A 12,390-nucleotide genomic window follows, 5' to 3' on the forward strand; every position below is an offset into this window, starting at 1 on the left:
AAAAATTATTTTATTAATATATATTTATTAATATATTATAAGAATATATCAAAATAAGAATGAAAAGTATATATTTAAAAAAATCTTAAAAGGAAAGATGAGAATCGAATAGTGATGTTTCAAAAGTGACATTCTATATTTCGGGTTTCGAACTTTCTCTTTAAGTATTAACGTTTTTGTTGATGAAAAAAGTAATGAAATACCAGTAGCCAAAGAGTTATTAAAAATAATAGATATAAAAGATACTATTGTTACATGGGATGCATTAAAATTTTTATTAGTTTATCCTGTCATAGAAATTAATAAGTAGATATATTTGTAAATAATGTGCTATAATATAACGTGACTGAATTCGTAAAAACAATATGTGATATTTTATATATATAAATATGACTAATTTAGAGCAAAAAGTATAAATTTGATGAATATAAATGTAAATAGTGATTATTATAAGATAAAATTAGATTTACTAAAGATTTTTATAAAGGAGCTATGTGAAGAAATGCAAGAATTATCTAACGTAATAGCTGGCAAGTATGAAGAAATAATTGATAAGATAAAGAATTTTTCAAGTGAATATCTTAATGATGAATATAAGAATATTTGTGTTATGGCTGCAGAAACATTATTTCAAAATAATGAAGAACAATTAAAAAAAGGAAAAAGTTTTTCATGGGCAGCAGGAATAGTGCATGCTATAGGAAATATAAATAATTTATTTGATTCAAAGGAAGAACCATATATTAAAGTTGCTGATTTATATAAGGCATTTGGTGTTAGCAGTAGCACAGGTTCCAATAAATCAAAAGAAGTAAAAAATCTATTAGATTTATCAAAAGAAAACAAACAATGGATAATAGGTTTAGATATAAATACAAAAGTTACCAATGAACTAGAGATAGAAGATAAAAAAGAAGTTGCAGTATCAGTTGAGGATAGAACAAAAGAAAATGAAAAAAAAGAGCCTTTTAAATTTGCTGTCCATAAAAATTTTATAGTAGCAGAAAGAATCATAAATTATGCATGGAAGCAAAAAAAATATAATAATAAAGCAAAGTATGCAAAAGAAGCATTAGAAATATATGAAGATTGCGCAGATGCATATATTATTTTATCAAAAAATTCTAGTTTAAATAATCTTCAAAAGAAAGCTCTTTTGGAAAAGGCAGTCAAGGCAGCACAAAATTTATTAAAAATAGATAATTTAGAAACTGCACAACCAGAATTATTTGAACTAAAAATAGCTGAACCTCTTTTTGGTGCTAAATATAGTTTGGCAGTTCATTTGTGGGAAAATGGAGAAAAGGAAGCAGCAATAGAAAATGCTCTTGAAATTTTAAAATATAATAAGCAAGATAACCTAATGATTAGAAACATAGTAGTAAGTTGGCTTTTAATTGAAAAAAAATATGCACAGTTAGAAGATTTATTGGAAAAGTATGAAAAAGATAATTTAGCAGCTATAAATTATAGCAGAGCTGCATTATTATATAAAACTAATGAAATTAAAGAAGCAGAAAATGCATTAAGAAGAGCATATAAGAGAAATCCATTTGTGATACCATATATACTAAAGCAAAAAAAAGTTCCAAATTCATTGCCACATATATTCAAGCTTGGAAGTGAAGAAGAAGCTATAAAATATGTTAGTTTAGGGTTAGAAGCTTGGGCGGATCCTAAGATGAGCCAATGGATCAAGGAAAAGAAAAAAGATTTTGATATGCTAAATTTCAACTAATACTTTACATAAACATGATTATGTGATATCATTAAAACGAATTTAATAAAGTGTCTTCAGGGTTGGGTGAAATTCCCTATCGGCGGTACAGCCCGCAAGCTAAAATAGCAGATTCGGTTAAATTCCGAAGCCGACAGTAAAGTCTGGATGAAAGAAGATAGTAATTAATATAAATTATATTTAAAATTAAGATTTTAAATGTTCTTATTAGTTTGTATTTGTACCCTGAAATTTTGAAAAAAATTCGGGGTTTTTTGATGTTAAAAAGGTAATAGATTTAAAGTATATATTACCAATCTTATATAAGGAAAACATAACTTTATATATTTTTATATGATAATCAAAAGCTAGACGAATTATTTTGAAACTTTAATTTTAAATAAAATAAATAATTACGATTATAGCAAAAACCTGAAAATCTTAAAATATAAGAGTCTTTATGAATTTAGAAGTTTATAATGGGCAAAATGTATAGAAGGAAGATGATAATTCTTGGATGAAAAATATATGGAGAGAGCCTTAGAATTAGCGATGAATGGAACAGGCAAAGTAAATCCTAATCCGTTAGTAGGTGCTGTTATAGTTAAGGATGGCGAAATAATAGGAGAAGGATATCATGAATGTTATGGTGAAGCACATGCAGAAAGAAATGCAGTAAAAAATGCAATAAAGCCAGTAGAAGGTAGTACAATTTACGTTACATTAGAACCTTGTGCCCATTATGGGAAAACACCTCCATGTGTAGACTTAATAATTGAAAAGAAATTCAAAAAAGTTGTAATAGGAATGCTAGATCCAAATGAAAAAGTTGCAGGAAAAAGCATTGAGAAATTAAAAAAACATGGTATTGATGTTGTGGTTGGTGTTAAAGAAGAAGAATGTAAAAACATGAATGAGATATTTATAAAATATATTACATCAAAAGTTCCCTTTGTAGTTTTAAAAAGTGGTATGTCCCTTGATGGAAAAATAGCAACCTATACTGGAGAATCCAAATGGATTACATCTAAAGAATCTAGAGAGGACTCACAAAGCTTAAGAAATAGATTGAATTCAATTATGGTAGGTGTAAATACGGTTATTGCTGATGACCCAGAGCTCACATGCAGAGTTAATAATGAAAAAAAATTAATTAGAATTATTGTAGATACTAATCTTAGAATTCCTTTGGATTCAAAAGTAGTTAAAAACATTGATAAACTCACTATTGTTGCAACTACATTAAAAGCTAATGAAGGTAAGAAACAAACTTTAAGAGACTTGGGAGTTAAAGTTATAGAAGTTTCAGAAAAGAATAATAAAGTAAATTTGAAAGAGCTTGTAAAAAAGCTTGGAGAAGAGGGGATAGATTCCATACTTATTGAAGGTGGTGGAACATTGAATTTTTCTGCATTGGAAGAAAATATAGTAGATAAAGTAATTTTTTATATAGCACCTAAAATATTGGGTGGAGAAAACAGTAAAAGTTGTATAGCAGGAATAGGTTTTTCAAAATTAGACAATGCAGTTAACTTGAAGGATATGAGTTATAGAAAAATTGGTGGGGATTTAGTTGTTGAAGGATATATCAAGTGATTTTAACTAGAACATCAGATCAAATTATAAAAATAATTTTTAAAATTAAGGAGGAAAAATGTTTACTGGAATTATTGAAGAAGTTGGGATGTTAGAAGAACTTAGTATAGGTAATGGTTTTGGAGTAATGAAAATCAAATGTAACAAAGTTTTAGAAGATACTAGAATAGGTGACAGTATAGCTACAAACGGAGTTTGTCTAACAGTTAAAGAGAAAGGTCCCTGTTCATTTAAAGCGGAAGTAATGGGAGAAACCTTAGCTAAAAGTAATTTAGGAAGTTTAAAAGTTGGTGATAAATTAAATCTTGAAAGAGCATTAAGACTTAGCGATAGACTTGGTGGACATATTGTGAGTGGACATATAGATGGAGTTGGTAAAATAGTTTCAATAAAAGAAGAAAAAGATGGAACGTGGTTCACTATTTCTGCACCAGAAGACGTCTTAAAGTACGTTATATATAAAGGTTCTATTGGAATAGATGGAATAAGTTTAACTGTTGCTTATGTTAATGATGAAATGTTTAAGGTTTCAGTTATACCACATACTTTAGAGAATACTATTCTGTCAAATAAAAAAGTTAATTCTAAGATTAATTTAGAATGTGATTTAGTGGGGAAGTATATTGAAAAATTATTTGCCTCAAAAGATGAAAAAGAAGAAGCTGGGAAAAGTCAGATAACTATGGAATTCTTAAGGGATAATGGATTTTAAATTAAGCATTCTTATAGATATAATGAGAGTATAAGAAAGTTTTAGAAGATTATAATGACTAAATATTAAAATTAAGGGGGAAAAAATATGAAATTTAATAGTATAGAAGAAGGATTAAAGGATATTAAAGAAGGCAAAATGGTAATAGTTGTTGATGATGAGGGTAGGGAAAATGAAGGTGACTTAGTAATTCCAGCAGAAATGGCTACTGGAGAAAATATTAATTTCATGATTAAGTATGCAAGAGGATTAGTATGTGCACCAATAGAAGAAGAAATTGCAGTGAAACTAGGATTAAATCCTATGGTTGAAAATAATACAGATAATCATGAAACTGCATTTACAGTAGCAGTAGATCATAAAGACACAACAACAGGAATATCAGCATTTGAAAGAGCTTATACCATAAATAAGCTTGCAACTTCAATTGAAGAAACTGATTTTAGAAGACCTGGACATATATTCCCATTAATAGCTAAAAAAAATGGAGTTTTAGAAAGAATTGGTCATACTGAAGCATCAGTAGATTTAGCAAAGCTTGCAGGGTTTAAGGGTGCAGCAGCCATATGTGAAATTGTAAATGATGATGGAACTATGGCAAGACGTGATGATTTAATGAAATTTTCTAAAGAACATAATTTAAAGATTTTGACTATAGAAGCTTTAATTAAATATAGGAAAGAACAGCATTTAAGTGTGGCTCAGGAAGCAGAAGCCAAATTACCAACTAAATATGGAGATTTTAAAGTATTAGCTTTTAATGAAAAAGGTAGTGAGAAGTGTCATCTGGCATTAGTAAAAGGAGACATTACAACTGGTGAGCCTGTACTTGTAAGAGTTCATTCTGAATGCTTAACAGGAGATGCTTTAGGTTCTAGAAAATGTGATTGTGGTGAACAATATGCATCAGCAATGGAAATGATAGAAGAAGAAGGACGTGGAATACTTTTATATATGAGGCAAGAAGGACGTGGAATAGGTCTTTTAAATAAACTAAAAGCATATGCACTTCAAGATGCAGGATTAGACACAGTAGATGCAAATTTAGCTTTAGGATTTGAAGAAGATATGAGAGATTATAAAGTAAGTTCAGATATTCTTAAAATTTTAGGGATAAATAATATTAGATTAATTACTAATAATCCATCCAAAATAGAGGGACTTGAAAAAAATAATATTGAAATAGTTGAAAGAGTTCCAATACAAATGCCAGTAAACAAAAGTGATGAATTTTATCTAAAAACTAAAAAAGAAAGAATGAATCATATATTAAATTTATAAAATTAACATATGTAATATAACGTCAACCTGTTAGTGAAAATTTAGAAGTAATAAATAGAATCACTAATAAATTAGTAATTTTATAATAAAATTTATATAAAAATAATTAAAATAATGGAGGAAACAGTAATGAATATATTTGAAGGAAATTTGGTATCAGAAGGATTAAAGTTTGGAATAGTAATAGGAAGATTTAATGAATTTATAGGTGGAAAGCTTTTAGATGGTGCTTTAGATGGATTAAAAAGACATGGAGTTAAAGAAGAAGATATTGATATTGCATGGGTACCAGGTGCATTTGAAATTCCATTAGTGGCTAAAAGAATGGCGAAAAATTCTAAATATGATGGAGTAATATGTTTAGGGGCAGTAATAAAAGGATCTACTTCACATTATGATTATGTGTGTTCAGAAGTATCAAAGGGAATTGCAAGTGTTTCTCTTGAAAGCGAAAAGCCAGTAATATTTGGAGTACTTACAACAAATACTATAGAACAAGCAATTGAAAGAGCAGGAACTAAGGCAGGAAATAAAGGATATGAATGTGCAGTCTCAGCTATTGAAATGGCTAACTTACTTAATACAATAAAATAATTTAGTATAAAAGAAAATATTTTATTTATTTTTCTATGTTTTTTCACAAAACATAGAAAAGAAGATGCTGTAGAAAGTGATTTTTTCAAATTATTTTGTACAGCATCTTCTTCTATTTTGTCTACGAATGCAGAAATTATATTCAAGTCAAGTCTGTGGATAACTTTTAAAATAAAGGCAGGAACAGAATTTGTAATAAACTTGTACTTATAAGAAAAGTGGAGAGGAGGCAATGGTTAAATATACATCTAAAAATCATAGGACTGGAGGCTTTTATAAAAAACATGGATTTGAGGGTATGGTCATGATGGGAAAAGAAATTTCATAATAATTCGTTATAGGTATATTCAAAAATAACAATTCAGTTTGCAATTCTATTTCACTTACAATGTACACCCCGAAAAGGGAGCGTCCTCTTAAGACCAAATATATGTTGCATCTTGAATTGTTATTTTTTATATGCCTTATTTATATAATATGTACTTTTTAATTAATATAATTTAGAATTAAAGCTAGCACATTTCGTTTCAGCATATATTTGAGCTTTTGAGCCGGATACATTTATAGAATGTAGATTACAAAGCTTATTATAGTTATGAGCACAGTTTTCAGCTTTACAAATAAGAGAATCACATTGAGTAGTAGAATTTGCATTATTTGTTAAAGCACTATATAAAGCTTTATTTAAAAATGAACCACAGCAAGTTCCAGATTCACTGTTTGCAGATACACCTCCAATATCGACTCTGTTTGAATAACAAACACCACTTTTGTTATGTGAACAATTATTTACATTACAATTAATTTCTTGCACAAAAAACACTCCTTTAATTTAGAAATTATTTAATAGAATTTAGCATTTTTATTTAGATATTATATTATTTAAATTATTGATTAAAGTATCTATCTAATAATCCTTTAAATGCTTTACCATGCCTAGCTTCATCTTTACACATTTCATGAACTGTATCATGAATAGCATCCAAATTATTTTGTTTAGCTAATGTTGCAAGTTTCTTTTTACCTTCACATGCACCATATTCAGCTTCGACTCTGGCGCTTAAATTAGACTTAGTATTAGGAACTACAACTTCACCTAAGATTTCAGCAAATTTTGAAGCATGTTCTGCTTCTTCAAAGGCAATTCTTTTGTAAGCTTCAGCTACTTCAGGATAACCTTCACGATCAGCTTGACGAGACATTGCTAAATACATTCCAACTTCAGTACATTCACCCATGAAATTAGCTCTTAATCCTTCTAATATCTCATCATTAAGTCCCCCAACAATTCCAATACTATGTTCATCAGCGAAATTTAAATCATCCTTTATCTCTTTAAATTTGTCAGCGCCAACCTTACAAATAGGACAAACTTCAGGTGGAGAATTACCTTCGTGAATATAACCACACACAGTACAAATAAATCTCTTCATTTCAAATCCCTCCATAAATTATTAATACATTTTTTGAATATTTATAGGTAGTATATAACCTAAGAAATAGTATTGCCTTATAAAAGTAAAATTATTAGTAATTATTTAAAATCTTTAGCTATAGATATTTACATTAATGGCTAAATAAATTTTTGGATTTTGGTTAACTATATAATTTCAATTAATTATGATATAATTCCAATTAAATACCAAAATGAATGGAGGAATTTTACTTGGATAATAATTTTAAATACATATTATTTGACTTAGATGGAACGATTACTGATTCTGGGGAGGGAATAACTAAATCTGTTCAGTATGCTTTAAAATATTTTGATATTTTAGTCAATAATCTAGAAGAGTTAAATAAGTTTATTGGACCACCTTTAAAAGAATCATTCAAAGAATATTATAAGTTTGATGAAGAAAAAGCAAATCTTGCACTAGTAAAATATAGAGAATATTATGCAGATAAAGGCATTTATGAAAATAGTTTATATGATGGAATAATAGAACTTTTGGACACCCTTAAGAAAAATCATAAGACAATCATACTTGCTACATCAAAACCAGAGGTGTATGCTAAACAAATTCTTAAATACTTTAAAATAGATAAGTATTTTGATTTTGTAGTTGGAGCTGATTTTGAAGAGACACGAGTTAAAAAAGGTGATGTTATAAAGTATGCCTTAGAAGGCGCTAAAATTTTTGATTTATCAAAGGTAATTATGGTGGGAGATAGAGAGCATGACATCATTGGAGCAAAAGAAAATAATATTAAATCAATAGGTGTTCTTTATGGATATGGAGATGTAATAGAACTAACACAGGCTAGAGCAGAATACATAGCAAATAATACTAATGAATTATTAGATATTCTTCTTTAAATTATGGATATATAATTGAGTTTAATTATGGAAAATTAGATGATAATAAAGAATTAGCAGAAATACAAAAAGCTACTCTTTTGAATATTAATGATACTAAGCTTCATAGCATGCTTGAAGATGCAGTTTGGGTTTTACTGGGTGATAATGAAACTGCTTTTAGGGATGAACAGAATTTAGATAGCTATATTAGCTATTATTTATGCAAAGGAATGATATTTGATATATTAGAAAAAACAATGGTTGGTATAAGATAAAATATGAAGATATCATATATTACGTGAGGGAAGATTATATCGAAGAATATAATGAAATTCCAACTAATCAAATATATGATGAAATACAAAGCAACTCAATAGTTAATAATTTAATGAGACAATCGTCCCTTGAAGTTTTATTGATATTCAATTAAAATGATGTTAGTGCTAGAAAAAAATAAATTATTAATATTAGTCTTTTTTGAATTAAGGGGGACAAGAAGCTTATGAGTCAGTCGAAAGAAAGCGAAAAGATATCTTTTAGTGGAGGAGATATGAATATATCACCAGACGTAGTTGAAGAAAGAATAGAAGAAATGAATGAGACATTGCTAATTTATCGTTCTGCTATAAAAGAAGTTAAAACAAAATTAGATATTTTAGATGATGAGCTTAAAATAAGAAGAAAAAGAAATCCAATAGAATATATGAAGTCTAGGGTTAAAACTCCAGGAAGCATCATGGATAAGCTTCGACGTAAAGGACTTGAAATGAGTATTGATGCTGCTAAAAAAAATTTAAATGACATTGCAGGTATACGAGTAATTTGTTCTTTTGTTGGTGATATATATGATATTGCTGAAATGCTTAAAAGACAAGATCATATTAAATTAATTGAGGAAAAGGATTATATAAAGAATCCAAAGTTTAATGGATATAGAAGTCTTCACTTAGTTGTAGAAGTTCTTATATTTTTTTCCGATCATGCAGAACCAGTTAGAGTAGAAGTGCAAATAAGAACAATAGCCATGGATTTTTGGGCAAGTCTTGAACATAAATTATATTATAAAACATCAGGAGAAAGTCCGATACATATTACAAATGATTTAAAGGAATGCGCAGATGTTATAGCATCAACGGATATGAGAATGCAAGATATACAAAGAGAAGTTGAAAAATTAAGATAGAAGATGAGGTGCAAAAATGATTAAAGAACTTATATTAAAAAATAGATCGTATAGAAGATTTTATCAAGACAAGCTTATTGAAATGAGCACTTTAAAAGAATTAGTAGATTTAGCGAGGTTATCACCTTCAGGTCGTAATGTACAAGCGTTGAGATATGTTTTAGCAAATACAAAAGAGCAAAATGATGAAATAAATAAACATATATTTTGGGCCGGATACTATAAAGATTGGGATGGTCCTAAAGAAGGAGAAAAACCAAGTGCTTATATGATATTAGTTAAAGATACTACTCTTGGGATAAGTATGCCACAAGATGAAGGTATAGCAGTGCAAAGCATTTTGCTAGGGGCAGTTGAAAACGGGCTAGGAGGATGCATAATTGCAAATATAAATAAGAAGAAATTAGCAGAAGCACTTAATGTAGATGAAAAATATGAAATTGCTTTAGTATTAGCATTAGGATATCCCAAGGAAGAAGTAGTTATTGAAACTATCAATGAATCTGGAGATATAAAATATTGGAGAGATGAAAATGAAGTCCATCATGTACCCAAAAGAACTTTAGATGAATTAATTCTATAATTACTTGTAAAAATAGTTAATTCGCTATAAATATTAATATAGTCTTTCCTATTTAATATGCAAATATACAATTAATAATATTAATGATAATAATTAATATTTCATATAATAAGGTGATTTTGAACATACTATACTTGTGAATTTTTATAAAAGGAGAGAGTATATATGGAAAGAGAACACTATATTGTTGATGGATTAGTTAATGAAAATATGAAGACACAAGTTAAAAATGCACTTGAAAAAATTGATGGTGTAAGTAATGTTTGTGTAGATCTTGGGCGTGGAAGCGTTGAAGTAATGTACAATAAACCTGCTACTCAAGAAGAAATCAAAAGTTGTATAGAAAATACAGGACATAGTGTCCAATAAAAAAATAAAGAGGAATGTATATGAATAAAATACACTCCTCTTTATTTTTTGCATAATTAAAATAACTAGAATATTCTAAATATAGAAAGAATGACTCGTTAGTATGGTTAATTTTTATTAATTATAAAAAGAACGTAACCTAATTTTTAAATTCATATATTAAATACTACCTTCTTTCTTTAAAGTATATTATTATACATCTAATTTTTACAATTGACTATAATGCATGAATGATTTTTATTAAATAGTAATAATATTTATTTGAGGAATACATAGATAAACAAAGTGAAAGATGTATTTATACATTAAAATAAGTGTTATTTAATTGAAAATTAAATATTTCACATAAATAAGCTGAAATTTGAAATTGGTTGTCTACATTGTGAAAAAGAGGAGGATATAATTTATTGATGTAATTCAAAATATAGATAACAATATTTTGCAATTCATACAAATGAATATGTGAAATTCTATTATGTATGGATAAAGTAATGCTTTTAATAACTAGTCCTGGGAATAGAGTAACAATATGGACGTTAATCGGAGTTATACTTGTGATAAACAAAAAATATAGAAAATATGGAATTATGATTATATTTACATTAATGTTATGCTTTATTGTTGGAAATATATGCAGAAAAATTATATAATATGCTATGTGAAGGTAATATTTTATTAATAGGACCAACACAAAAGAATACAGGATTTTTATGAAGGTTAACAGCAAAACATCCAGAAATTGATGGTGTGAGTGAATATGAGATTGATAATTTAGATTTATGTCCATGGAGTACCGCTTTTGATAAATCTGAAGGACATATTATTATGTCGTGTGTATTTAGTAGAGCAGAGTATGTAAATGTTTTAATACAAAAACTCACTAAAAAATATGAATTATCTTTTTATGAGCCTCAGGATACAACTTTTGTTTTATAGTTAATAAAAAATTGTTATTGACATTTGATTTTCGTGGGAAAATATGGTATTATAAACAGGTAGCTTTAATTTCTAAATCTAAAAAATTTAAAACTTATTGGGTATAAGAGAAAACGTTTAATATTAAGGGGGGATATAAAATATTATATGGTCAAATTTAAATATTCTGCTTTATATACTGATAATTTAGGATGTGAGCAGGCAACGGTATATTTTTTTAAGGGAGAATTTGAGCTTAAAGTGAGGGGGTGCACCTTTAAAAATGACAGTTTGAATTTTGATTTTTATACTAAGAATTCTAAAAAAATCAATCATCTTTTTTATATTAAGGATGATGAGTTAATAGAATATGTTATGGATATCAAAATCCCTTTGACAGTAGTTTGTGATAATAATGAATGCATAAAAGAATTTTTATTGCGTGTTGAAAGGCATAAAAATTATTATAGTAATTCACTTTCTATTTATCTAGAAGGTGTAATTTATAAGGTTCAAGGCTATGATTTACAGGAATTACTCATTAATATGAAGAAAGAATTGCCTAAGGAATATAATATGGAATACTGTTTTTCACATATGTTTGGGTCATCTTATTTTGAAACTAGTAAGGAAAATACTTTTCATTATTTAAAAGATCTTGAAGGTATGTCGGAAACAAATCAAAATAAAGATTATAATTTGAATTTATTTAATATTGAACACAAAAAAGAAATTAACAAACGTCAAAGAGTTCCAATCACTTATATTTGTGATGAGTACTGTTTAAGTTAATCTTAGATATTTAGATTGAGAACTGTACTTATGAATAATAGTTTTATTATTTGTATATAATAAAATGAACATGATTTTCTAAATTGTTTTAATTAACCAAGAGAGATAGTATATATTATGTATGCTATCTCTTTATAAATGCTATATATAGATAATTTTGAAATGACATCAAAGGAAAAATCAGAGTTTTATCCTTTCATAGCTGAATGGAGTGCTCTAACCAAAATAGACACACAATAAGTACGATTTTCTTGTATTTTCACAGCATTTCATGTAATGTTATATTTTGAATTTATGTATAAATATTGAATAATATATGTATAACAATCCAATACTTAATATCATG

The 12,390-nt window shown here is 27.6% G+C and carries 14 protein-coding genes and 1 riboswitch; of the genes, 12 read left to right on the forward strand and 2 right to left on the reverse strand.

What is annotated here, in order from left to right:
- The first annotated feature begins 502 nt into the window (after positions 1-502).
- The 5 genes from LLF98_RS04305 to ribE all read left to right on the forward strand — a co-directional run bounded on the left by LLF98_RS04305 (position 503) and on the right by ribE (position 5,900).
- On the forward strand, positions 503-1,738 hold the full coding sequence (locus tag LLF98_RS04305) for a DUF6398 domain-containing protein (protein ID WP_291701200.1): 1,236 nt from the start codon (positions 503-505) through the stop codon (positions 1,736-1,738).
- A 48-nt stretch (positions 1,739-1,786) separates the two neighbouring features.
- Positions 1,787-1,901: riboswitch (FMN riboswitch) on the forward strand.
- A gap of 329 nt (positions 1,902-2,230) precedes the next feature.
- On the forward strand, positions 2,231-3,313 hold the full coding sequence (gene ribD, locus LLF98_RS04310; protein WP_291701202.1) for a bifunctional diaminohydroxyphosphoribosylaminopyrimidine deaminase/5-amino-6-(5-phosphoribosylamino)uracil reductase RibD: 1,083 nt from the start codon (positions 2,231-2,233) through the stop codon (positions 3,311-3,313).
- 58 nt (positions 3,314-3,371) lie between these two features.
- Complete coding sequence (locus tag LLF98_RS04315; RefSeq protein ID WP_291701204.1) at positions 3,372-4,025, forward strand: riboflavin synthase; 654 nt, start codon at positions 3,372-3,374, stop codon at positions 4,023-4,025.
- Between the two features lie 87 nt (positions 4,026-4,112).
- A complete protein-coding gene (locus LLF98_RS04320; RefSeq protein WP_291701205.1) occupies positions 4,113-5,306 on the forward strand; it encodes a bifunctional 3,4-dihydroxy-2-butanone-4-phosphate synthase/GTP cyclohydrolase II in 1,194 nt (397 codons plus the stop codon).
- A gap of 129 nt (positions 5,307-5,435) precedes the next feature.
- The gene (gene ribE, locus LLF98_RS04325) at positions 5,436-5,900 is read left to right on the forward strand and encodes a 6,7-dimethyl-8-ribityllumazine synthase (protein WP_291701207.1); all 465 of its coding nucleotides are present in this window, start codon (positions 5,436-5,438) and stop codon (positions 5,898-5,900) included.
- 490 nt (positions 5,901-6,390) lie between these two features.
- Here ribE and LLF98_RS04330 read toward each other — a convergent pair whose 3' ends face one another.
- Positions 6,391-6,714, reverse strand: coding sequence for a DUF1540 domain-containing protein (locus LLF98_RS04330; protein WP_291701209.1), 324 nt, complete (start codon positions 6,712-6,714; stop codon positions 6,391-6,393).
- A 73-nt stretch (positions 6,715-6,787) separates the two neighbouring features.
- Positions 6,788-7,333 (reverse strand): NADH peroxidase, encoded by a 546-nt coding sequence (locus LLF98_RS04335; RefSeq protein ID WP_291701210.1) that lies wholly within the window; start codon positions 7,331-7,333, stop codon positions 6,788-6,790.
- A 233-nt stretch (positions 7,334-7,566) separates the two neighbouring features.
- On the opposite strand from LLF98_RS04335, the gene LLF98_RS04340 reads away from it, so the two are divergent.
- The 7 genes from LLF98_RS04340 to LLF98_RS04370 all read left to right on the forward strand — a co-directional run bounded on the left by LLF98_RS04340 (position 7,567) and on the right by LLF98_RS04370 (position 12,044).
- Positions 7,567-8,220, forward strand: a complete 654-nt coding sequence (locus LLF98_RS04340) for an HAD family hydrolase (protein ID WP_291701212.1) — start codon at positions 7,567-7,569, stop codon at positions 8,218-8,220.
- 80 nt (positions 8,221-8,300) lie between these two features.
- Complete coding sequence (locus LLF98_RS04345) at positions 8,301-8,477, forward strand: hypothetical protein (protein ID WP_291701214.1); 177 nt, start codon at positions 8,301-8,303, stop codon at positions 8,475-8,477.
- Positions 8,478-8,704: 227 nt separating this feature from the next.
- A complete protein-coding gene (locus LLF98_RS04350; protein WP_291701216.1) occupies positions 8,705-9,385 on the forward strand; it encodes a GTP pyrophosphokinase family protein in 681 nt (226 codons plus the stop codon).
- Between the two features lie 16 nt (positions 9,386-9,401).
- Positions 9,402-9,968, forward strand: coding sequence for a nitroreductase family protein (locus LLF98_RS04355; RefSeq protein WP_291701218.1), 567 nt, complete (start codon positions 9,402-9,404; stop codon positions 9,966-9,968).
- Between the two features lie 165 nt (positions 9,969-10,133).
- A complete protein-coding gene (locus tag LLF98_RS04360; RefSeq protein WP_291701219.1) occupies positions 10,134-10,337 on the forward strand; it encodes a heavy metal-associated domain-containing protein in 204 nt (67 codons plus the stop codon).
- A gap of 747 nt (positions 10,338-11,084) precedes the next feature.
- Positions 11,085-11,273 (forward strand): hypothetical protein, encoded by a 189-nt coding sequence (locus LLF98_RS04365; RefSeq protein ID WP_291701221.1) that lies wholly within the window; start codon positions 11,085-11,087, stop codon positions 11,271-11,273.
- Positions 11,274-11,420: 147 nt separating this feature from the next.
- The gene (locus LLF98_RS04370; RefSeq protein ID WP_291701223.1) at positions 11,421-12,044 is read left to right on the forward strand and encodes a DUF6304 family protein; all 624 of its coding nucleotides are present in this window, start codon (positions 11,421-11,423) and stop codon (positions 12,042-12,044) included.
- Positions 12,045-12,390 lie beyond the last annotated feature (346 nt).

Source organism: Clostridium sp., assembly GCF_021372645.1.
Taxonomy (GTDB): Bacteria; Bacillota; Clostridia; order Clostridiales; family Clostridiaceae; genus Clostridium.

Bases quoted from the DNA above. Each gene is read 5' to 3' on its own strand.
- LLF98_RS04305 (WP_291701200.1), top strand. From the start codon at position 503: ATGCAAGAATTATCTAACGTAATAGCTGGCAAGTATGAAGAAATAATT.
- LLF98_RS04315 (WP_291701204.1), top strand. From the start codon at position 3,372: ATGTTTACTGGAATTATTGAAGAAGTTGGGATGTTAGAAGAACTTAGT.
- LLF98_RS04320 (WP_291701205.1), top strand. From the start codon at position 4,113: ATGAAATTTAATAGTATAGAAGAAGGATTAAAGGATATTAAAGAAGGC.
- ribE (WP_291701207.1), top strand. From the start codon at position 5,436: ATGAATATATTTGAAGGAAATTTGGTATCAGAAGGATTAAAGTTTGGA.
- LLF98_RS04335 (WP_291701210.1), bottom strand. From the start codon at position 7,333: ATGAAGAGATTTATTTGTACTGTGTGTGGTTATATTCACGAAGGTAAT.
- LLF98_RS04350 (WP_291701216.1), top strand. From the start codon at position 8,705: ATGAGTCAGTCGAAAGAAAGCGAAAAGATATCTTTTAGTGGAGGAGAT.
- LLF98_RS04355 (WP_291701218.1), top strand. From the start codon at position 9,402: ATGATTAAAGAACTTATATTAAAAAATAGATCGTATAGAAGATTTTAT.
- LLF98_RS04360 (WP_291701219.1), top strand. From the start codon at position 10,134: ATGGAAAGAGAACACTATATTGTTGATGGATTAGTTAATGAAAATATG.
- LLF98_RS04370 (WP_291701223.1), top strand. From the start codon at position 11,421: ATGGTCAAATTTAAATATTCTGCTTTATATACTGATAATTTAGGATGT.